At 58.0% G+C, this 22292-nt stretch carries 22 protein-coding genes; 20 read left to right on the top strand and 2 right to left on the bottom strand.

Annotated features, from left to right (window positions below):
* Window positions 1-5 precede the first annotated feature (5 nt).
* The 10 genes from ACWGXE_RS18880 (at window position 6) to ACWGXE_RS18835 (ending at window position 8796) form a co-directional block, all read left to right on the top strand.
* Complete coding sequence (locus tag ACWGXE_RS18880) at window positions 6-1001, top strand: D-alanine--D-alanine ligase family protein (protein WP_447599605.1); 996 nt, start codon at window positions 6-8, stop codon at window positions 999-1001.
* 8 nt (window positions 1002-1009) lie between these two features.
* Window positions 1010-1879, top strand: a complete 870-nt coding sequence (locus tag ACWGXE_RS18875) for a cell division protein FtsQ/DivIB (RefSeq protein WP_447599604.1) — start codon at window positions 1010-1012, stop codon at window positions 1877-1879.
* 5 nt (window positions 1880-1884) lie between these two features.
* Window positions 1885-3120: a cell division protein FtsA gene (gene ftsA, locus ACWGXE_RS18870; RefSeq protein ID WP_447599602.1), complete on the top strand. Its 1236-nt coding sequence runs from the start codon at window positions 1885-1887 to the stop codon at window positions 3118-3120.
* A 55-nt stretch (window positions 3121-3175) separates the two neighbouring features.
* Window positions 3176-4372, top strand: a complete 1197-nt coding sequence (gene ftsZ, locus ACWGXE_RS18865) for a cell division protein FtsZ (protein ID WP_447599600.1) — start codon at window positions 3176-3178, stop codon at window positions 4370-4372.
* Window positions 4373-4403: 31 nt separating this feature from the next.
* Window positions 4404-5147 carry a peptidoglycan editing factor PgeF gene (gene pgeF / locus ACWGXE_RS18860; protein ID WP_447599598.1) on the top strand — a complete coding sequence of 248 codons (744 nt, stop codon included), beginning with the start codon at window positions 4404-4406 and terminating at the stop codon, window positions 5145-5147.
* A gap of 109 nt (window positions 5148-5256) precedes the next feature.
* On the top strand, window positions 5257-5964 hold the full coding sequence (locus ACWGXE_RS18855) for a YggS family pyridoxal phosphate-dependent enzyme (RefSeq protein ID WP_447599597.1): 708 nt from the start codon (window positions 5257-5259) through the stop codon (window positions 5962-5964).
* A 43-nt stretch (window positions 5965-6007) separates the two neighbouring features.
* Complete coding sequence (gene proC / locus ACWGXE_RS18850; RefSeq protein ID WP_447599595.1) at window positions 6008-6784, top strand: pyrroline-5-carboxylate reductase; 777 nt, start codon at window positions 6008-6010, stop codon at window positions 6782-6784.
* On the top strand, window positions 6775-7071 hold the full coding sequence (locus ACWGXE_RS18845) for a YggT family protein (protein ID WP_447599593.1): 297 nt from the start codon (window positions 6775-6777) through the stop codon (window positions 7069-7071). Before proC ends, ACWGXE_RS18845 begins: the two co-directional genes overlap by 10 nt.
* An 18-nt stretch (window positions 7072-7089) precedes the next feature.
* Window positions 7090-7602 (top strand): DivIVA domain-containing protein, encoded by a 513-nt coding sequence (locus tag ACWGXE_RS18840; RefSeq protein ID WP_447599592.1) that lies wholly within the window; start codon window positions 7090-7092, stop codon window positions 7600-7602.
* Between the two features lie 60 nt (window positions 7603-7662).
* Complete coding sequence (locus tag ACWGXE_RS18835; protein WP_447599591.1) at window positions 7663-8796, top strand: serine hydrolase domain-containing protein; 1134 nt, start codon at window positions 7663-7665, stop codon at window positions 8794-8796.
* A 7-nt stretch (window positions 8797-8803) separates the two neighbouring features.
* Here the strand turns inward: ACWGXE_RS18835 and ACWGXE_RS18830 are convergent, their stop codons facing one another.
* Entirely contained in the window at window positions 8804-9121 is a 318-nt protein-coding gene (locus tag ACWGXE_RS18830; protein WP_447599590.1) for a hypothetical protein, read from the bottom strand.
* A 167-nt stretch (window positions 9122-9288) separates the two neighbouring features.
* Between ACWGXE_RS18830 and ACWGXE_RS18825 the strand changes: the two genes are divergently transcribed.
* The 10 genes from ACWGXE_RS18825 (at window position 9289) to ACWGXE_RS18780 (ending at window position 21116) form a co-directional block, all read left to right on the top strand.
* Window positions 9289-9825 (top strand): CDP-alcohol phosphatidyltransferase family protein, encoded by a 537-nt coding sequence (locus ACWGXE_RS18825; protein ID WP_447599589.1) that lies wholly within the window; start codon window positions 9289-9291, stop codon window positions 9823-9825.
* A gap of 133 nt (window positions 9826-9958) precedes the next feature.
* Window positions 9959-11176, top strand: a complete 1218-nt coding sequence (locus ACWGXE_RS18820; RefSeq protein ID WP_447599588.1) for a type II secretion system F family protein — start codon at window positions 9959-9961, stop codon at window positions 11174-11176.
* Window positions 11177-11387: 211 nt separating this feature from the next.
* Entirely contained in the window at window positions 11388-13082 is a 1695-nt protein-coding gene (locus ACWGXE_RS18815; RefSeq protein ID WP_447599587.1) for a two-component system sensor histidine kinase NtrB, read from the top strand.
* The gene (locus tag ACWGXE_RS18810; protein WP_447599585.1) at window positions 13067-14449 is read left to right on the top strand and encodes a sigma-54-dependent transcriptional regulator; all 1383 of its coding nucleotides are present in this window, start codon (window positions 13067-13069) and stop codon (window positions 14447-14449) included. The genes ACWGXE_RS18815 and ACWGXE_RS18810 overlap by 16 nt, the downstream gene beginning before the upstream one ends.
* 21 nt (window positions 14450-14470) lie before the next feature.
* The gene (ispE, locus tag ACWGXE_RS18805; protein ID WP_447599584.1) at window positions 14471-15361 is read left to right on the top strand and encodes a 4-(cytidine 5'-diphospho)-2-C-methyl-D-erythritol kinase; all 891 of its coding nucleotides are present in this window, start codon (window positions 14471-14473) and stop codon (window positions 15359-15361) included.
* A gap of 206 nt (window positions 15362-15567) precedes the next feature.
* Window positions 15568-16509, top strand: a complete 942-nt coding sequence (locus tag ACWGXE_RS18800) for a ribose-phosphate diphosphokinase (RefSeq protein ID WP_447599582.1) — start codon at window positions 15568-15570, stop codon at window positions 16507-16509.
* Window positions 16510-16538: 29 nt separating this feature from the next.
* Entirely contained in the window at window positions 16539-17315 is a 777-nt protein-coding gene (locus ACWGXE_RS18795; RefSeq protein WP_447599581.1) for a 50S ribosomal protein L25, read from the top strand.
* Between the two features lie 2 nt (window positions 17316-17317).
* Window positions 17318-17902, top strand: a complete 585-nt coding sequence (gene pth, locus ACWGXE_RS18790; RefSeq protein ID WP_447599580.1) for an aminoacyl-tRNA hydrolase — start codon at window positions 17318-17320, stop codon at window positions 17900-17902.
* 108 nt (window positions 17903-18010) lie between these two features.
* Window positions 18011-19102, top strand: a complete 1092-nt coding sequence (gene ychF, locus ACWGXE_RS18785; protein WP_447599579.1) for a redox-regulated ATPase YchF — start codon at window positions 18011-18013, stop codon at window positions 19100-19102.
* 991 nt (window positions 19103-20093) lie between these two features.
* Complete coding sequence (locus ACWGXE_RS18780; RefSeq protein WP_447599578.1) at window positions 20094-21116, top strand: SEC-C metal-binding domain-containing protein; 1023 nt, start codon at window positions 20094-20096, stop codon at window positions 21114-21116.
* Window positions 21117-21578: 462 nt separating this feature from the next.
* On the opposite strand, the gene ACWGXE_RS18775 is transcribed toward ACWGXE_RS18780, so the two are convergent.
* On the bottom strand, window positions 21579-22091 hold the full coding sequence (locus ACWGXE_RS18775) for a hypothetical protein (protein WP_447599577.1): 513 nt from the start codon (window positions 22089-22091) through the stop codon (window positions 21579-21581).
* Window positions 22092-22292: the final 201 nt, after the last annotated feature.

Raw genomic sequence — 22292 nt, 5'->3', positions numbered from 1 at the left:
GATGTGTGAACCGGAACGAATCTGATGCCGGCCCATTGACCCGAGCCCGGATCGGCGTCCTGATGGGCGGGCAATCGGCGGAGCGGGACGTGTCGCTCAGAACAGGCGACGCGGTGTATCGGGCGTTGCTGCGACGCGGCTATGACGCGGTCACGCTCGATGTGGGGCCGTCCCTCCACAAAGATTTGGTCGACCACCAGGTGCAGATCGCGTTCCTTGCGTTACATGGACCAGGCGGCGAAGACGGTTCCATTCAAGGGTTTCTTGAATCACTCCGCATTCCCTACACGGGATCGGGCGTGCGCGCCAGCGCCATCGGGATGCACAAGGTCGTCACGAAAACGTTGCTGGCTGCGCATGACATTCCGGCGCCGGCCGGCACTGTGGTCGAGCGAGGCACACGACCTTCGGGTGCCGGCGTCTTACGTGCCGCAAAACTCAAATGGCCCGTGGTGGTCAAACCTCCGTCTCAAGGCTCGACCATCGGAGTGACTATCGTCAGAAACCCGTCGCAATGGCATGAAGCGCTCGCGCTCGCGCATCGGTATGAAAATGAGGCGATGGTCGAGGCGTACATCCCCGGTCATGAAGTGACGGTCGGGGTCGTGCGGGGAGAAGGCGGCCGTGTAGAGGCATTCCCAGCCGTCGAGATCGTAGCGCCGGAAGGATTTTATGATTTCTCCGCCAAGTATCAAAAGGGCCGCACGCAATATCTCTGTCCGGCTCCGCTTGCGGCCACAGTGGCCCGCCGGATCCGTGACTTGGCCATCCGGGCCTATCGAGTCATAGGATGCGAAGGGGCGGCGCGAGTCGATTTTCGGATTACGCCCAAAGGGAAGCCCTATGTTCTCGAGATCAATACGGTGCCCGGCATGACCGAGACCAGCCTCTTGCCGATGGCGGCTGTGCGAGCGGGGCTGACCTATGAAGCGTTGACCGAACGGATTCTGCAATCCGCCTTGGCGCGCGCTGAACGTGAGCCGTTCAATACGAAGGCCTGATCGTCACGATGGCAAGCCTGTTCACCAAAAAGGAAGCGAAGAAGCGCAGCGCCCGCGTCAATGCGCGCCGTGGAGGCGAGGAATACGGTGATGATCGGCGAACCGCCAAGGGCCGATTGGCGCGATTCGGCAGGCGGTTGGTGAAGGGACTCTATGCCGTCGGCCTGCTGAGTTTGTTTGCTGCGGGATGTGCAGGACTCTTCGTGCTGCTGCGTGAACTGGGGCCGTTGATGAAGGAATCATTCGCCGTCCGGCAGGTGACGGTCGAAGGTTTGGATCATGTGAGTCGCCGAGAAATCCTATCGCGGCTGGCGCTGAAACCCGATACAACTCTCTACTCGCTGAACCCGACCTGGCTTGCGGGACGGCTGGAGCAGCATCCCTGGATTAAAGACGCGTCCGTCACGCTCGTGCCGTTTCATGAAATCCGAATATCGATCACGGAACGATCACCGTCCGCCATCGTGCGGACCCCGACTGAAAATGTATTGACCGACGAGGAGGGTTTCATTCTGGCGCGACTGGGAACCAAAGACGACCCGTCATTGCCGATGCTGTCCGGTATTGATGCACCCGGCTTGCTGCAAGGGAAGGTGGACGCAAGACAGGCGGTGAAGACCGGCACCGAATTGGCGCGGATGATGGCAAAGTCCATGGGAGGACGGCCCGATATTAATGTGGCGCATCTGTCGAATCTAGTCGCTACAGTGCAGGGCTTGACTTTCCAGTTCAGTGCGTCATCGATGGATCAGCAATGGCACCGATTCCTGCAGATGCGGCCCGCGCTTCGGGATGTCGCTTTCGACAACGAAGGCGAGCGAAGCCAGGAGATCGACCTCCGTTACATGGATCGCGTCATTATTCGTGGAAGGGGGTGAGCTGATTGCCTAAGCGGGATCATATTCTTGTCGGCTTGGACATCGGGACGACCAAGATCTGCGCGATCGTGGCGGAGGTCCTCGATGAAGGACCGCTCAATATCATCGGCGTGGGGTCCTGTCCCTCCCGCGGCCTGCGCAAGGGCGTGGTGGTGAACATCGAAAGTACGGTCGAGTCCATCAAGAAAGCCGTGGAAGAAGCGGAGCTCATGGCTGCCGTTCAGATCAATTCCGTGTACACGGGAATCGCCGGCAGCCATATTTCGGGAGAAAACCTGAAAGGCGTTATCGCCCTGAAAAAGCAGGAGGTGACGAGGGACGACATCAATCGAGCCATCGAAAGCGCCCGAACGTTGGCGGTGATCCCGCACGAACGGCGCATCCTTCATGTGCTGCCTCGAGAGTTCATGGTCGATGATCAAGAAGGAGTGCGGGAGCCGTTGGGAATGTCGGGCAACCGGCTGGAGGTCAACGTCCACGTGATTACTGGAGCCGTGACGTCCGCGCAAAATATCATCAAGAGCGTGAATCGAGCCGGTTTGGATGTGGTGGACATTATTCTGCAGCCGCTTGCTTCGAGCGAGGCGGTCTTGAGCGCGGAGGAGCGCGAGCTGGGCGTGGTGATGGTGGACCTGGGAGGAGGCACGACCGACTTGGCCATTTTTTTGGACGGCAGCATCCGACACACGGCGGTCTTGCCGATCGGCGGACAGAATCTTACGAAGGATCTGGCCATTGGATTGCTGACTTCTCAGACGGAGGCGGAGCGCATCAAGGTGCAGCACGGCATTGCGCGGACGGACCTGGTCTCTGGGCACCAGACCGTTGAAGTGCCCTCGGTCGGCGATCGGCCGCCCCGAACTTTTTCGCGTCGGGATATCGCGGAGATCCTCGAGCCGCGGGTGGAAGAAATGTTCGATCTGGTGAAGCGGGAAATTGTGCGCGCCGGGTATGAAGGCATGTTGGGCGCCGGCGTGGTTATTACGGGCGGCACGTCGTTGCTGGAAGGGATGCCCGATGCGGCGGAAAAAGGATTGAATCTCCCCGCGCGGCGTGGTGTGCCGACCGGCATCGGTGGCCTGCGGGATATCGTCAGTAATCCCATGCATGCGACCGGTGTCGGGCTGTTGCTGCACGCCCGACAGCATGCTCAGGACTTGGAGACGGCGGGAATGCGTCATGGGCGCGGGTTGGGGAAAGTATTGGATCGCATGCGGTCGTGGATGTTCGAGTTTTTTTAACCGTCGCGTGCGGCAGGAGGCCGGCCAACGCGATATCGCCAAGGGAGGTGTCCCCATGTTTTCAATTCAAGAAGATCAATTGTCACCCGTCCGCATCAAAGTGATCGGAGTCGGTGGGGCCGGTTGCAATGCGATCAATACGATGATCACCGGGGGGCTCTGCCGGGTGGACTTCATCGCGGCCAACACCGATGTGCAGGCGCTGGAACGGTCACAAGCCTCCTATAAAATTCAGATCGGTCCCGACCGGACGCGGGGCCTCGGCGCCGGAGCGAAGCCGGAAGTCGGCCGGGATGCGGCGTTGGAAAGCAAGGATGAGATCCGGGAAAGCCTCGAAGGGGCCGACATGGTCTTCGTAACGGCGGGCATGGGCGGAGGCACCGGCACGGGGGCCGCGCCGATCGTCGCCAGCATCGCCCGTGAACTCGGCATTCTCACGGTTGCCGTCGTGACGAAGCCGTTTCAATATGAAGGCCACCGGCGAATGAGCCATGCCGAGGAAGGCATTCGCGATTTGAAGCGCCATGTGGACACGGTCCTGATCATTCCCAATCAGCGGTTGCTCGGCATCGTGGATAAGGCGACGCCGTTACTCGACGCGTTCAAGGTTGCGGATGATGTGCTTCGTCAAGCCATTCAAGGCATCGCGGATGTCATCACGACAACCGGTCTCGTGAACGTAGATTTCGCCGATGTGCGCACAATCATGTCCCATACCGGCCGGGCGGTGATGGGAATGGGCATCGCACGCGGCGCCACCAGGGCCGCCGAAGCGGCGCAGAAGGCCATCTGCAGCCCGCTGCTCGAAGAGGGCAGCGTCGAGGGAGCGCGCGGCGTGTTGCTGAATATCACGGGTGGTCCTAACATGTCGTTGCACGAGGTGGAGGAGGCGGCGTCCATTGTTCAACATGCCGCGGATCCAGAGGCAAACATCATCGTCGGGCAGGTCATCAACTCTGAAATGGGAGACGATTTGGTGGTGACCGTCATCGCGACGGGATTTGAACGGGAAGATCAACCGTCTTCCAAGCCGGTGGCGCCTGAACGGTTGGTCGCCAAGAATGGAAACGGTCGAGCGGCCCAACAGGTCTTGACCGGCATGCAGGCCGCCGGAGAGCGGCCGCACAAGGACCTGGACCGTCCCACGTTCCTTCGTCGCTTGGGCGAAGCGCGCGAGCCGGTGGAGCGAGTGGCGGTTGCTGCGGATGATGAGTGGGATGTGCCGACATTTCTAAGAAGGCAGGCGGACTAGCGCCGACGGACAGCAGCCGAGTGTGTTGAACATGCCGCAGCCGTTCATTACCATTCCTTCGTTCGCGGCGAACGGTGACGGGATCGCCCATTTTTTTGGGACAAGGCATTCCGAACTTGAAGTCACGCCGGGGATCAGCACATCTACAGGACGCAGGAGGTTTCATTCCGCCGGGCCGGCAACCGTGATCGCAGTGAAGCAGGTGCATGGGACCGAGGTGCTGATCGTCGACCGCCCGGTGGTGGAAGGGCAATCCTTCGAGGGCGGGTGGGATGCCCTGATCACCGACCAACCGGGTGTGACCGTGACGGTGCGCACGGCCGATTGCGTTCCCGTCTTGCTCCATGATCCGGTCCGCCGGGTCGTGGCGGCCATCCATGCCGGATGGCGGGGGGCCGTCGCCGGCATTGTGCCTAAAACAATTACCGCATTGGCCGGCCGGTTCAGCAGTGAGGCGGCCTCGCTGCGAATGGCGGTGGGACCTTCAGCCGGATCCTGTTGTTATGAAGTCGATGAGCCGGTCCTGTCCCAATTGCGGGACGCCTTTCCCGATTGGCAATTGGTCGTGCGCAGGCAAAGGGGTCCACAGAAGGCGATGCTCGATTTGCGAGAACTGATCCGCCGGCAAGCGATTGGAAGCGGTCTGTTTGAAGAGGCGATCGGTGTGGTCAACGCCTGTACGATTTGTCATCCCAATCTATTCTTTTCCTACCGACGGGAAGGCATTGTGAAGCGCACCATGGTGAGCGGTATTGCCTTGGTGGCGCCAAGATGATACTCCTGCCGTGACATGCTCCCTCGCATGGGCCGCCTGGTTTGCGAGCCCATGAGCGGATACTTGCCTCCGGAGCCGGAACCGATCGGTGAGGACATATGGGGTGCGAATGGATCGGGACTCCGGAACGATTGCCGATAATGTCTCCCATATTCTGGAAGGCATCAGGTCGGCGGCATTGCGATCGGGGCGCCAGCCTGACCAGATTCGCTTGGTCGCCGCTACAAAGACGGTCGGGGCGGATCGCATCCGGGAAGCGATTGCCGCCGGGGTCACCATTCTGGGAGAAAACCGACTTCAGGAAGCGTTGCCGAAGATTCAGCAGTTAGGGCATGAGCACGTGGCTTGGCACTTTATCGGACGGCTGCAACGGCGCAAAGTCAAAGCGGTCGTCGGCAAATTTGAACTCATCCACTCGGTTGAGAGCCTTGAAGTGGCGGAGGAAATCAATCGGCGCGCGGAACAGGCCGGTCTGTGCCAGTGCGTGCTGCTTGAAATCAATATCGGGAGAGAAGAAAGTAAAGGCGGATTTGCTCCGGAAGCTGTAGCCGGCGCCTGCGCGGATTTAGGCGGCATGGCTCATCTGGCCGTACGAGGCTTAATGGCCATTCCTCCACTGGAGACCGATCCGAACCGAACGCGTCCGCATTTTCGCGGTCTACGAGACCTGGCGCAGGTACTCACGCAGTACGGTTTTCCCAACGTTCGGATGGACGAATTATCGATGGGCATGTCGGCCGATTATCTAATGGCAGTGGAAGAGGGAGCCACATTGGTACGAGTCGGAACCGCGATTTTTGGGACGCGCGATGTCTGAGGCCGGTCGATCTAACAAGCTTGCTTTCCTGGGAGGCGGGCAAATGGCCGAGGCGCTGATCGGGGGACTACTCGCATCACAAGTTTGCCGGCCATCCGAGATTTGGGCAACCGATCCATTAGCCCCCCGTCGGGAAGTGTTGAAAACGCGGTTCGGTATTCAGGTAGGGGACAGCAATGAAGCGGCCGTGGAATGGGCGGATGCCATGCTGTTGGCGGTTAAGCCTCAAATGGTCGCCCGAGTATTGGCCGATATCGTATCCGTCGCAAACGGGAAGCTGGTTGTGTCGATTGCGGCCGGGATTCCGATGGACTGGATCAGAAAGAAAGCACCCGCGGTGCGGGCCATCATCCGGGCTATGCCCAATACGCCGGCGCTCGTGCATGAGGGCATCACGGCCTTGGCCGCTGAATCGTCGTGCGGTGATCAAGAAGTGGCATTTGCCAGGAGCCTGTTTGAATCGGTGGGCCGCGTCGTGATGGTGGAGGAGCGATTGATGGATGCCGTGACCGGGCTGAGTGGGAGCGGTCCCGCGTATGTGTTTGTGGCGATCGAAGCCTTGGCCGACGGCGGCGTCAACATGGGGCTTCCCCGCCGGACGGCAGAATTATTGGCGGTCCAGACTATGCTGGGTGCAGCCCGCTTATTGATGGAACGGGGGGAACACCCCGCGCGCTTGAAAGACCAGGTGGCTTCGCCGGGTGGAACTACGATAGCCGGACTTCACCGGTTGGAAGAGGGGGGCTTTCGCGCGACACTGATGGCGGCCGTCGAAGCCGCGACCAAACGCTCGGAGGAGTTAGGACGCACATGTTTGTAGTCGGCAACGTGTTACATGGATTCGCGACCGTGCTCGATACGGTACTCTGGTTGTACATGTGGGTCATCATCGCCCGGGCATTAATTTCGTGGGTGAATCCTGATCCCTGGAATCCGATCGTGCAATTTTTGGAACGGGCGACCGAGCCCGTGCTGGCGCCGATCCGACGATGGATGGGTTGGCGGATGGGAATTGATCTCTCTCCCATGATTGCTATCCTCATCATAATCTTTCTACAATTAGCGCTCGTCCGCACGCTAATGGACCTCGCAGTCAGAATCAACTGAACGACGAAGAGGTGGCTCATGAAGATTACGCCGATCGACATTCAGCAGATGGTGTTCCAAGTCAAGTTCCGCGGGTATGACAAGGATGAGGTCAATCGATTTCTCGAGGAACTGGCGCTCACGGTCGAAGGATTGAACCGGGACAACGCCTTGCTTCGCGAAAAACTGGTCGCGACGGAGCAGCATCTCACCGAGTTAAAGCGGACCGAATCGACGTTGTCCAACACGCTGGTGTCCGCCCAATCGTTGGCGGAGGATGTCAAGCGATCCGCGCAGCGGGAAGCGGATTTGATCATCAAGGAAGCGGAGTTGAAGGCCAGCGAGGTGATCCGTCAGGCGCGCGTGGAGCTAACCGATGTGCAACGCGATGTGGCCGACCTGCAGAAGCAGCGTCTGCTCATGGTCGAACGGTTTCGGGCTACCCTTCGTTCCTTTGAGCGCATGTTGGAAGTGGAGGAGACGGAAGCCTTTCAAGCGGAAACGGCAACGGCGGACGAGAAATTAGCCGGTGAGTCAAGCGGCGGCCGATAACGGATCCATTGCTCGAAGAATGGCGAGTCTGCACGTGACGAGGGCGGCGGGCGGGCTCGTATGGCCGGCGTAGAAGCCATTGATGCGGCGCTTCAGAAAGCAGTCGAAGACGGCACCTTTCCCGGCGCGGTCTTGGCGGTTCGACACCAGGATGTCCTTGTCTATGAACGGGCCGTAGGCCAACGTTTTCTTGCGCCTTCCCCGGTGCCAGCGACGACGCAGACGCTGTACGATCTTGCCTCCCTCACCAAACCGCTCGCGACCACTACAGCCATCGTGTTCCTCGCGCAGCAGGGCCGGCTTACACTCGAGTCGCGCGTCGATGACTGGATCGATACGTTACGCGGCACCGCACTTGGAGGTGTTACCCTTATTCACCTGCTGACGCACAGTTCCGGTTTGCCGGGCTGGCGTCCATTTTATGAACGTCTTTGCGCGGACGGGATCCTCTGTGATGGCTGCGTGGATCACCAACGGGCCAAAGAGGCCGTGATCTCCTACATTCGGGATGAGTCTCTGCTGTATCCGGCCGGAACACGCAGTCTCTATAGCGATCTCGGCTTTATGTTGCTGGGCTTCATCGTGGAACGTATTACAAACGAGTCCTTGGCAATGTTTTGTGGACGGCAGCTCTTTGAGCCGGTGGGGGCGACGCCGCTTGCGTTTGTTCCCGACGCAAAACAAGGCGAGAGGCGATTTGGCGCGGAGTATCCCATTGCAGCAACCGAGCATGATGCATGGCGAGGACGACTCCTGTGTGGGGAGGCTCACGACGAAAACGCCTTTGCGCTCGGAGGCATCGCCGGGCATGCCGGCCTCTTCGGCACTGCCCGCGCAGTGCTCGCGATCTCATCCGCCTGGCTGTCCGCATACGAGGGGCGGCAGTCCATCTTGGATGCCGGTCTCGTCCGTCGGTGTGTCGCCCGACACACCGCTGTTCCTCATTCCAGCTGGGCTCTCGGTTGGGATACACCTTCTGCGCCATCGTCGGCGGGGACATGGTTTTCGGATATCTCCTTCGGGCATCTTGGGTACACCGGTACATCGCTGTGGGTCGATCCGGCTTGCCGCCTGGAAGTTGTGCTGTTGTCGAATCGAGTCCATCCCAGCAGGCGGAACGAGCGCATTAAACAGTTCCGGCCGCAGATTCATGATGTGGTGTATCAAACGATAGTGCGAACGAGGCGGGAATAGAACCGCGTCACGGCTGATCGGGGTACTCGATCCAGGTTTCCTTCTCAGCCAGGTAGCGGGCGCCCTTGAAATTGGCTCGGCTGCGCAGCTTGTGAAATCCAAACCGTTGGAGCTGTTCGATGACGTCCTTGACCGCCGCGGCCACGGTTGAGTAAGCCTTTCCTTCCACGGCCAAGGCCTCATAGGTGACCTTGGCTGTATAACCCGCAGTCGTCCGATTGACCAGGATCGCACGGTTAAAATATCGATCGCTCGGGTCGATCCCTTCGACCTGATGTCGTTCGATCAAGCCCTCTTTTCTAAAAAGGAGAGGGAGCGAACTCATACATACCTCCGTCCGAGTCTCCAAAGCCCTAGGCCGGAGCGGATTATAAGGGGCCGCAACGCGGAGTGCAACCGTCGTTGACAAGGCGGGGCCCGCTTTCTATGATGCCTGGCTTATCCCGTTCCGGCGTCTTTTCGGCGTGACAGGTCGCAGCACGTTTCATGTACATGAACGTTCCCAATAGCTTGACCATCCTCCGCATTCTTCTGATTCCCGTTTACGTCGGCTTTCTGGTCTATGAGCAATATGATTACGCATTAGTGGTGCTCTTTGTGGCGGGGTTGACCGACGGATTGGACGGCACCATCGCGCGCGTGGCGAACCAGCGGACCCAGTTGGGAGCGGTTCTCGATCCCTTGGCGGACAAGCTGCTTTTGACGACCGGCTTCATTACTCTCTCGGTCATGCACTTGATCCCCTTATGGGTGACGATTATTGTGGTAAGTCGAGATCTGATTTTGATGCTGGGAACAGCGGTGGCGCAATACACCGATACCCAGGTCGATATCTCACCGACAGTCTTGGGAAAAAGCACGACCCTGATCCAACTCACGACATTGGTGTTGGTTGTCTTTTTCGCGTCCCGTCAAATCGACTTGTCGATCATTCGCCCTCTCTTGTATGTGATGGCGCTCGTGACCTTGTCGTCGGGTCTTCACTATCTCTACCGCGGCTACGCCCACGTCACGACAAGCGGCGCGTAGCCGATTGTCTCGACGACGTCTCACCTCACGCATTTGGTTCATTCGTTTGACAGACCCAGGGACCTCTTATAGACTTCGTTCATGCTCGCACAATGACGAGGTCGCTCGTGCATGTCTCGCTGGAGTTGCGCCTATGAGTACATTCGCGTACGTGGGAAGGACCCGCCAGGGAACCGTCAAAAAGGGCGAACTCAGCGCAAAATCCCGTGACGAAGCGGTTGACCAGCTTCGCAAGCAGCAAGTCGTCGTCACCAGCCTCGAAGAGCGGGCCGCCAAATCGGGCAAGTTCAGTCTTAGTTTCGGCAGCGGCCTCACGGACAAAGATCTGGTCGTCTTCACGCGCCAATTCGGCACCATGATCAATGCCGGCCTTCCGTTGATCCAATGTCTCGACATTTTGGCCACCCAGTCCGAAAACAAGGTCCTCCGGGAGACCGTGGCGGACGTGAAAAATCATGTCGAGAGCGGATCGACATTTTCCGACGCCCTAAGGAAACATCCGAAGGTTTTCGATGATCTCTACGTCAATATGATTCACGCGGGCGAAGTGGGCGGGCTGCTCGATACGATTCTGACCCGGCTGGCCAAGCATATTGAAAAAGCCATGAAGCTGAAAGGTCAGATCAAGTCGGCCATGGTGTATCCGATCGCCATTTTGGGAGTGGCGGTCATTGTGATTTCCGTGCTGATGGTGTGGGTCATCCCCATCTTTGCCAAGATGTTTGCGGAGATGTCCGGAGGAAAAGTCGGACTGCCGGGTCCGACGCAACTCGTCATCGACATCAGCAATTTCTTCCAGAACTATATCGTCTATATCGTGATCGCCTTGGCCGCGGCCATTTACGGGACCAAGCGGTACTACAACACCACCAACGGGCGCGTCGTCATCGATCGCCTGCTGCTCAGACTGCCGATCTTCGGCGACATCATTCGGAAAGCCGCGGTGGCAAAATTTACGAGAACGTTGGGGACGCTGATCACCAGCGGCGTACCCCTCTTGGAAGGATTAGGGATCTGCGCCAAGACCTCGGGGAACAAAGTGATCGAAGAAGCGCTCCTGGGGGCCCGGATCAGCATCAGCAGCGGGAAAACCATTTCCGAGCCCCTTGCCAAGAGCCAAGTCTTTCCCAAAATGGTGACCCACATGATTTCGGTGGGAGAATCAACCGGCGCTTTGGACGCCATGTTGGGAAAGATCGCGGATTTCTACGAGGACGAAGTCGATCAAGCGGTCGCCGCCATGACGTCGCTGCTGGAGCCCATCATGATGGTCGTCCTGGGCACGATTATCGGCTTCATCGTCATCGCGATGTACTTACCCATCTTTACGATGGCCTCGGCGATCGGCTAAGCCGGAGACGTCAAGGAATGCTTGTTCCGTAGTATTGTCCCCCTCATTTCCACATCAATAAGTTTTCATGCATCGCTTGGAATCGGATGCCGCACGCAACCGCCAGGCACCGTTCGCCGTCTCCGAAACAAGCGGAACGGCGCGGCATCCCGCTTTGCCGTGGGGCAGCGTGTCGTATTAGTCCTAGCCGCCTCGTTGAGCACCTGATCTCATGAATGAACTGAAAACGCGATTGCATTGGTTGATGGCCCTCCGCGTGGTCGTGGTGACGTTGTTGCTCGGCCTGTCTCTGGCGTTCCAGGTCACCAGAGGCGAACAGGCGCCGATATTCTACGGACTTATTATCTTCACCTATGTCGTCACCCTGTTCTATGCCGCGCTGCTCCGGTATCTGAGTACTCAGCAAGCCTTGACGCTCGTGCTCTGGTTTCAGATGGCCATTGACTTGATTCTTGAAACCATTCTGGTCCTGGCGACCGGCGGGATCGAGAGTCCTTTTTCCGTGCTGTATGTCATCACCGTGGCCGTTGCCAGCCTCGTGCTGCAATGTCGCGCGGGCCTGGTGACGGCCAGTCTATGCACCATCTTGCTGGGGACGGTGACGGTGGTTCAATCCGAAGGGCTCTTACAGTCGGTCGGATGGTTACCGCCCAGCCGATTGAGTTATGCGGAAAGCATGCAGACCTTTTCAATCTACGGACTTGCGTTTCTCGGTGTCGGATTTTTGAGCGGGATGCTGGCGGATCAGTTGCGACAAGCGGATCAATCGCTGCGCGAAAAGGAACAAGGGCTTTCGCGCCTGCAACGGTTTCACGAGGATATCGTCCACAGCATCAGCAGCGGGGTGTTCACCACCGACGAGGCGGGACGGATCACCTCATTCAACCCTGCTGCGCAAGAGGCCACCGGCTACCAGGCCGAACAGGTCCGGGGGCGTTTCTGGCGCGAAGTCTTCAATTGGCATCCCATGGAGTCCTCGGACGAAGAAGATGTGATGTCGATCGCGTCCGTTCGATTCGAAGTGGAATGCGCGCGAGCCGACGGAAGCCGGCTCGTGTTGGGCATGACGGTGTCACCGCTTCATGAGCAGGGCAAGCAAACGGGCTTGGTAGGCGTCTTCAAGGATCTCACCCAGATTCGAGACTTGGAAGAGGAAATGCGGAGGCGCGAATGGCTGGCCAAGCTGGGTGAGATGTCAGCCGGGATGGCGCATGAAATACGGAATCCGCTGGGCGCGCTGGCGGGAGCCATGCAGATGTTGCGGGCTGATGTGCGCGGCGATGACACCAGCCAACGCTTGATGGACATCGCGATTCGAGAGGCGACCAGGTTGGATAACATCATCACGGAGTTTCTTCAGTATGCCCGTCCGCCGGAACTCCATTTGCGCGAGCACGATTTAAACAAACTGCTTGCCGACACGTTGAATCTGATTCAACATGAGGCTCGAACACGCGTGCACATGACGATATCGGCGTCCATGGCGACCGAGCCCCTCGTCGCGCAGGTGGATCAAGATCAACTCAAACAGGTTTTCTGGAACCTTGCGACGAACGCGTTTGATGCCATGCCAGCCGGGGGCCGGCTCGCCATTGCGACCGCCTTGCGGCAGGTTGATGTCATGGGCCGCCGTACCGATGTCATGGAAATCACGTTTCAGGATACGGGCGAAGGTATTCCCCGGCAGAACTTCGACAAGATTTTTCTGCCCTTCTTTACGACCAAAAAAGAAGGCTCGGGCCTGGGACTCGCCCAAGTCCACCGAATCGTCGATCTGCATGGAGGATGGATTAAGGTCGACAGTGACGTAGGGCATGGGGCCAAGTTCATCGTGTGCTTGCCGCGCTCTGCCGATACCGGCGCGCGGCCATGGTATGAAGGAAGGGAACCGTGGAAAAGATTCTAGTTGTCGATGACGAACAAAGTATGCGCGATGTGCTGAGCATCATGCTCAAGCGGGCGGGGTACGGCGTGACGGCCGCGTCGAACGGACAAGAGGCGATCGACCATATTCATAAAGAATTGTTCGACCTGGTGATTACCGATCTCCGTATGCCCAAGATCGATGGATTGGAAGTGCTGAAGGCGGTCAAAGCATCGTCGCCCGAGACCGTGGTCTTGGTAATTACCGCTTTTGCATCCGCCGAGTCGGCCGTGGATGCCATGAAGCATGGGGCCTATGACTACCTGACGAAACCGTTTCAAGTCGACGAGGTCCAGCTGATTATTCGCAACGCCCTGGAGCGGCGCCGGCTTTCCACCGAGAACATTCTGCTCAAGCGGGAAATGGCCAGCCAATCATCGTTCTCCCGGATCATCGGTCAAAGCGAGGCGATGCAACGGGTGTTCGAAGTGATCAAAAAGGTCGCGGATTCCAAAAGCAATGTCCTGATCGGAGGAGAAAGCGGCACCGGGAAGGAGTTGGTGGCGCGGGCTATCCACTACAACAGCAGCCGGGCGCAGATGCCGTTCGTCACGGTCAACTGCAGCGCCGTGCCGGAAACTCTGTTGGAAAGCGAACTGTTCGGGCATATGAAAGGCTCGTTCACGGGGGCCGTTTCGAACAAAGCTGGATTGTTCGAAGTGGCGAATGGGGGCACGATTTTTCTCGACGAGATCGGGGATACGACTCCGGCCATCCAAGTCAAGCTGCTGCGGGTGATCCAGGAACGCGAATTTCGACGGGTCGGCGGTACGCAAGATGTCAAAGTCGACGTTCGGATCGTCGCGGCCACGAATCGCGATCTGGAAAAGGCCGTGGCGGAGGGCGCGTTTCGGGAAGATCTCTACTATCGCTTGGATGTCATTCCCATCAAGCTGCCGCCGCTCCGTATGCGCAGCGGCGATATTCCTCTCTTGGTGACCCATTTTCTGGAGAAATTTTCCCGGGAAAGTGGTAAACCGATGCCGAACCTGACGCAGGAAGCCATGCGCGTGCTGCTGGCACATGAATGGCGGGGCAATGTCCGGGAATTGGAGAACGTCATTGAACGCGTGGTCGCGTTCAGTCAGGAAAGTACGGTGACCGACGCCGACATCGGCGGATGGCTTCATAAAGCCCCCGCTCACCAGCAGGCCGGCCTGTCGACCGATCTGCCGGACGAAGGCTTGGACCTGGAAGGGCTGATCAATTCAATTGAAAAAGCGCTGCTCCTCAAAGCGCTGGAACGGAGCCAATGGGTCAAGAAACGAGCGGCGCGGTTGCTTCGCTTGAATACCAGATCCTTTCGGTACCGGCTGGAGAAATATGAGATCAAAGGAGGCCGTGACTAGGGTCAGCCGGATGCGCCTCACATGAGGCCCGCCTACGTTCGGGTTCGCGCTCCAGCCAAAATCAATCTTATCCTCCGAGTGCTCGACCGCCGGTCTGACGGGTACCATAATGTGTGGTCCGTGATGCAGACGGTGGGACTCTACGACGAGCTCCTGATTACCCTGAGGCCTGAATCGCCCGCCGGCATTGATTTGCGATGCGATGATCCGGCGTTGGCAGTAGATCAGACCAACCTGGTCTCCCGCGCGGCCGCGCTCGTGCTCGAGCGAGCGCAGCGCCGGGGGGGGATCGCAATCGAATTGCAGAAGCGCATTCCCACGGGCGCCGGCCTCGGGGGTGGCAGCAGCGATGCCGCGGCTACCATCCTGGGCCTCGATCGGTTGCTGGGGCTAGGATGGTCGCGAGCGATCATGAGCGACATCGGCCAAAATCTGGGCAGCGATGTCCCCTTTTTCTTTGCCGCTCCGACCGCTGTGGCGACGGGGAGAGGAGAGCAAGTTCGCCCGGCGCCGCTCGTGGAACGCCGCTGGGTTCTCTTGATCAACCCGGGGTTTCCCGTCGATACGCGATGGGCCTATCAGCAATTGGCCGCCTCTCGTGAAAAGACTGCCCCGGTGCGGCAACCCGCGCTTGGTGACTATCCGGAGTTGAACTGGCACGATATCATCCGCGATGCGGCGAATGATTTTGAGTCGCCCGTGTTCGAGGCGCATCCCGTCCTTCGCGACCTCAAGCACCGCCTGGCGGCGGCGGGGGCGGACATGGCCTTGCTGTCCGGCAGCGGGGCGACGGTATTTGGAGTCTTTCCGGACAAAGCCTCGGCCACTCGCGCGTGTGAACTATTCAGCGCCGAGCCGCAGAACAGAGTTTTTTTGGTCGAGACGTGCGTGGAGCCGCTGAGCTTCCAATAAAGACATCCCTTGACCATCACCGCACCACTTCCCAGGTTGACAACCCATATGGCTTTCCGATAGATTTTGCACTTTCCGACGGCTTCTTTCTTGACGGTCACGCGACGAGGTTAGTGGGCGCCCACAGATCCACGCCGTTCCAAACGATTCGTTCAGCTTTCCGGATAGGCCTCTGCGTCGGCACATCGTAAGAGTCCGAGGGACACATGAGCAGGGAGTTGAAGCTTTTCTCGGGCAGCGCCAATCCTGCGCTCGCCCACGCCATTTGTGACTACCTCGGTATCCGCATCGGCGAAGCGACCGTGTCCTCGTTCAGTGACGGAGAAGTTCGCGTCAAAGTAGAGGAAAATGTTCGCGGCGCCGATGTGTTTGTCACTCAATCGTGCTGCGCGCCCGTCAATGATTCGATCATGGAATTGCTGATCATGATCGATGCGCTCAAACGGTCGTCGGCCAATCGCATCACCGCGGTCATCCCTTACTTTGGCTATGGGCGGCAGGATCGAAAAGATCAGCCGCGTGTTCCGATCTCCGCCAAGTTGGTCGCGGACATCATCACGACCGCCGGGGCGGATCGCGTGCTGACCATGGACTTACATGCCGGACAAATCCAAGGTTTCTTCAACATTCCCGTTGACCACCTGTATGCCCTTCCGGTGCTCATGGATTACATTACCAAGCGCACAATTGCGGATCTCGTCATTGTTTCTCCGGACGCGGGCGGTGTGGAACGGGCTCGTGCGTTTGCGAAGCGACTGCAGGCCAATCTGGCGATCATCGACAAGCGGCGAGAGGGCCCCAATCAAGCGCAGGTGATGAACATCATCGGGGACGTTCAGGGAAAGAGCGCGTTGCTCTTGGACGACATGATCGACACGGCGGGCACAATCGTGCAGGGAGCGCAAGCCTGCTATGACAAGGGGGCGCGCGAAGTATGGGCCGGCTGCACCCATCCGGTGTTATCCGGACCGGCGCTTGAACGGCTCTGTCGATCCTGCCTGGCGGAGGTCATGGTGACGGATACTATTCCGTTGCGCGGAAAAGAAGAACAGTGTCCCAAGCTCCATGTACTATCCGTGGCGCCGCTGCTTGGTGAAGCGATCCGGCGTATCCATGAAGACGAATCAGTCAGTTCGCTATTTATATGAGACCGGCTCGGTCGTGAGGGAGGATTCCGATGAAGTTTGATCTGGCGGTAGAGGTGAGACAGGGTGTCGGCAAGGGGCCGGCGCGTCAACTGCGGCGGGCAGGTAAAGTGCCGGCCGTGCTGTATGGACAGGGCGAATGTCTTCTGCTGACGGTGAATCCCGACGACCTGGTGAAGATTCTGCGATCGCACGCGGGAGCGACGGCCCTGATTTCCCTGACCGTGAACGGGGGCAGCTCGAACACCAGCCGGATCGCCCTGTTGCGGGACTACCAAGTCGATCCCATTACCGGACAGGTGTTGCATGCGGACCTGTTCGAAGTTCTAATGGACAAACCGATTCGCGTAAAGGTGCCGGTGACCCTGACCGGAGGGCAGCCTCTCGGATTGAAAGATGGCGGGGTCTTGCACCACAACATGCGAGAACTTCATATCGAGTGCCTCCCCTCTGTGCTTCCTGATTTCATTGAAATCGATGCGTCGCAGTTGGGCATTAACGAAGGTATTCACTTAAAAGAAGTGCCGCCGCGCGAAGGGGTGCGATTCCTTGATGATCCGGACCAGATGGTCGTGAGTGTGGCGGCTCCGATGTCGGACGCCAAGCTTGAAGCGCTGCTTACGAGCGGGGCCGGACTGGAAGCCGGTAAAGAACCGGAGGTCGCGGCAAAAGGCAAAGCGGCTGCCGAGGGCGCACCTGCGGAGGCCGCCAAGGCTGCCCCAGCCGGCGGTGAAGCGAAGGCGGGAGAAAAGAAGGAGGCAGCGGCGGCTCCCAAAGCTGAGAAGAAGGAGCCGGAAAAGAAGAAATAGCATTGCACCTCATCGTCGGACTGGGCAATCCCGGTTCTTCCTATACCAGAACGCGCCACAATGCCGGTCTGTGGGTCATAGAGCGAGCCGCCGCCCGCTGGTCCATCCGTCTCACCCGACAAGGTCACGCCATACGAGGAACCGGGCGACTGGGTTCCGAAGCGATCGAACTCGCCGGAGCGCTCGACTGGATGAACCTGAGCGGTCCTCCCATCAAATCGCTCCTCCGTGAACTCCGTTTGGACGTTGATCGTCTGGTGGTCGTCCATGACGACCTGGATCTGGAGCCGGGTCGGCTGCGCATCAAGCAGAACGGCGGCCACGGGGGGCACAATGGGATCCGCTCGATCCTCGAAACCTTGGGGACCGGGCAATTCATGCGGATGAAAATCGGGATCGGGCGTCCTCCACGCGGGCTCGATTCGGCAGATTACGTGCTTGAGCCGGCGACGAAGGCGGAGCTGGACATCATTGAGCCTTGTCTGGAGCGGGCCATCGATGCCTTGGAAGTCTTGCTCCACCGCGGGCCTGCCGTGGCGATGAACCGGTTCAATGTGAGAGAGCGGGACGAAACAAATGAGGAATGAGGAATGACGAATGTGGGAAAATGAAAAATTGGGAATGCTGAATCCAGCGAGATTGGCGCCTCACTCATTCCCCATTTCTCATTCCTAATTTCTCATTGGGGTAGAAGTATGGCTTTGTGTTGCGGCATGATCGGGTTGCCGAACGTCGGGAAGACGACGGTCTATAATGCTTTGACGGGTGGCGGTGCACTGGCGGCCAACTATCCATTCGCGACGGTCGATCCGAATACCGGGATCGCGCTGGTGCCGGATCCTCGCCTGGTGGTGCTGACTGACATTTTCAAATCCAAGAAAACCACCTATAGCACGCTCGAAGTGCGCGATATCGCCGGCTTGGTCGAAGGGGCCAGCAAAGGCGAAGGATTGGGCAATCAATTTCTCGGCCATATCCGCGAAGTCGATGCCCTGTTGCACGTCGTCCGCTGCTTCCAGGGAACGGACGTGGTCCATGTGAGCGGGGGCGTCCACCCTCTCCGCGACATTGGAACGATTGAAACCGAACTCATGCTGGCCGATCTGGATACGCTCGAACGCCGGAAACAGAAGACTGAAAAAAAGGTGAGGGCCGGCGAGAAGAAGGCGGCGGTGGAGCTGGCCTTTATCCAAAAGCTGTCCGGCCTGCTCGACAAGGGGGAGTGGCTGGGAAATCTGACGTACACGCCCGAGGAACGCGCCATGTTGGCGGAGTTCCAACTCCTTGCGGCCAAACCGGTGCTGTTTGTGGCGAACGTGTCGGAAGGTGCGCATATCGACGAGGCGATGGTGAAAACGGTGCGGGAGTTTGCCGAAAAGCGAGGCGCGCGGGTCGTCACGATCTGCGGCCAATTGGAGGCTGAGCTGTCGTCTTTGCCGGAATCGGAGCGTGCGGATTTTTTGAAAGAAATGGGGTTGGCCGAATCGGGTCTGGTGCGCCTGACACGGGAGGCCTACCAGCTTTTGCGCATTGTCACGTTCTTCACCGCCGGTGAAGTCGAATCTCGAGCGTGGCCGATCCCCGAGGGTACGAAAGCTCCGCAAGCGGCTGGAAAGATCCACACCGACATGGAGCGCGGGTTCATTCGCGCCGAGGTCTATCACTACGATGATCTTCTGGCGTGCGGGTCGGAGGCGAAGGTGAAGGAAAAGGGGTTGTTCCGGCTGGAGGGGAAGGAGTACGTGATCAAGGAAGGGGATGTGGTGTATTTCCGGTTCAATGTGTAGCGGGGTCTAAAATTTGGTGGAACAATATCTTGTAATTCCCGCCTAATCTTGTCATTCCCGCGTAGGCGGGAATCCACTCACTGCGCCTAATCCGCAAGCCCTCCGGCACCAGCCAGCATTGATGTTTCTCGCCTGAACGGTGGATGCCTGTTCCTGTGTGTGCTCGCTGCGCTGCTGTAGCTCGAAGGGAGAACCGCTGCGGCTCCCCCCAGCCCCCACATCGGAATGTGGAGGTTTCCGATTCGGCCAAGCCTGATTCGACAGGCCTGGCCGGGTCGGGCCTCGCTGGCTCTCATTGCTCGCACATCAGCAACAGCTCGCCCACAAGGTCGCAGGCACCACCGCCCAGGCGGCGCGGCCGCTATAAAACGGACGTGCCATTGCAATCAGGACATTAGCGAACAGCGCGAAGGATTTGTCGTTCTGTTCTGCCCTGCTCAAATGCCGTATCCAGACCTCCTGCAATTGCGATGCAAACAAGGGCGGCTGACGGTTTTTGAAAAGTGGCAGGTGCGGGACGGGTCTCTCGCTTCCGCGCCTCCCGCGACACGGTATGCATTTCGCCGCGCATCCGTTCCATCCGAGGCTCATGCCTTTTTTGATCCTGCCGCTCCTGTCCTGCCCTGCTCAGCACTGCGGTTCGACCGCACTAAGCCTTCCATCTGCTCGACTGTGCAACTTGTTCCGTTCCAAGCGAGCTTGAACGGAACTTCGAACAGTGCTCGTCGTCGCTTTGAGCGACCGCATCTGCTCGGCAAGTGCGATGCCCCGAACTTCCGTGCGATTAGCGATGCAGGTCAGGGGTGGCTGGCTAGTCTGACCCCAACTGCGGTAGGGCCTCCTGCTTCCACGCCCTGCCGCGGCCACGGTCGTTGATTATTGTGCATGCTGAGCGCGCCCGCACTGCGATTACCTAAAATTTTACCGAAGCCCCTACCGCATGAAGCACAGAAATGATAAACAGCTCCCACGCTAGCTTTTCAATTTCACTATGCCGGATACATACAATAGATATGAATTAAGCCGGACTATCCCGGAGGATGTTAAAAGGCAGGTAAGACAAACTTGTGGCTTTGGATGTGTCTGCTGCGGCCTCGCTATCGTCACCTATGAACATATTGATCCAGAGTTTCACAATGCAGAGAGTCATGACCCCGATAAAATGGCACTCTTGTGCGGAAATTGTCACGGGCGGGTTACACGGAGCTTCTGGTCGAAAGAAAAAATAAAAGAGGCAAGACGTGATCCTTTTTGTATTCGACAAGGCAAATGCCACGACGCGTTTGATATAGGACAACAGGATTTGACGGTTTGGATTGGAACGGTAAAGGTCGTCAATATTGAAACTATACTTCGGGTTGATGAAACAATCTTGTTGTCGATTGAACCGCCCGAACAAGCGGGATCTCCCTATCGGTTGTCGGGCGAGTTCTATGACGATTCTGGAAATCCTCTTTTTAGGATTTCGAGAAACGAGTGGTTTGGAGAGACTAGCAATTGGGATATCGAATGCATCGGAGGAAAGGTTATCATCAGGAGTCAGTTCTCACTTATAACTCTACAAATCCTTTGTAATCCTCCTAACGGTATCATCATTGAAAAAATGAACATGTCTTTTAGAGGCACCCGGTTCATTTCTGATGGGTATGAGCTTCGCGTTAAAGGTCATGACAAAGGTATAGTCATAATCTCTGGTCGGGAGATTGTGGCTCATAGTGAAGGATGTGTGGCCCTATCAGCAACAAGCCGTGACGGTCGTAGTGCCCAATATCAGGGTGGTGCTCTAAAAATAGGTAACGATGGGGCGCTAATGTTAGGAGGTGGTGGCACGTTTTCTGTAGCAGCACTTCCCAAACCTTCGAGTTTCCCAAATCCGTCTAAGGCTGAGTATCAAGATCGTCACTGGGGTCAGATCAGAATTTTTGTTCCTCCATCAAAATCAAACAAGCTAGGTAAGAATGACCCGTGTCCATGTGAATCAGGTCTTAAGTATAAGAAGTGTTGTGGAAACTGATCAGATGAAGGCAGAGAGATTGGGTGGCAAGGGATGAAAAGGCGGTCAGTAGGAGCTAAGTGTTACGGGGTTGCGGGTCGGCGGGTGCGGTAGGATCTTGAGCGATTTCGCTGGAGCGGCAGGGTCCCGCCCGGCATCTGGAGAAGGAAAGTTGGAACTGACCAAGGCACCACGATCAGCGATCGTGACCGCGGGAATTCCAGAAGGCTTCCGCTCCAGACTGCTGTGGATGGGATGCCGCGGGAAGCGTTGAAGCGAGAGATCCTACCGCACCTGCCAGACAGCGAGCAGTTGGCGTTTATGCTCGACACACTGAGATTGTTCACGTCCGTCAGTTGAGCGAACTATACTGGCTCCGCGGTGATCGAAGGTCTCGGTACCCTTCCCGCGTGGCCCTTCACAACAGTAGGGCCACGCGGATTTCCACAGGACAGATTCAATTCAATCAGTGTTCTTTCATCATCACCCGGCTGCGCCTGGATCGTACACGTCGTCGAGCCAGTAGTCGCAACCGTCGGCGCCGCAGAACTTTCCGCCTTCATATGGAGTATTGACGGTGTGCTCCGGGACACTGATGGGACGCTCGGTGTCGGGACCAAGTTCAGTCGCGGAATTGGTCGCGGCCGCCTCGCCGGTGTCATTCGGCCGGACGCTCAAGACAAAGTTGTAGATTTCATCGGCGGCTACGTCATTGATCCCGTGCCGGCGCTCCGCCAGCATCTTCAGGAAACGATCCGTTTCCATCCTGACGATGCGTTGATCCTCTCGATCCAGCCCCGCTTGAATCCTGTCCAGTTTCTGGAGATAGGGATCAAAATCCGAGCCGGGATAGCTCGCCTTTTCGAATGTCACCATGTTTCTGACTTCGTCCACCCAGTTCTCCGCCGCCAGGGCCACACCGCCGCATATCAATACCAAAGCACAGCTCGCGACCAACAACCCGCGTGCGTCGCGTCGTACGGTTTGTCGCAGCATGGTGCACCTCTCTTGGTGTGATCGGGCCTTTTTGCGCCAGCCGCCTTGCTGAACAGGCGTCGGCCGCCGAGGCTGCTTGATATCCCGGAGGAGATCTCGCGATTGAATAGGATGTACGATTCATGAGGATGCTCTGGAAGCCCCGGTCGGTGACCTATCGATGGATCGAGCCCATTGTAAAAAGTACGCCTGCCTTTCAGC

It is taken from the genome of Nitrospira sp. Nam80, from assembly GCF_965152575.1.
This window is presented reverse-complemented; position numbering and strand designations above follow the sequence as displayed.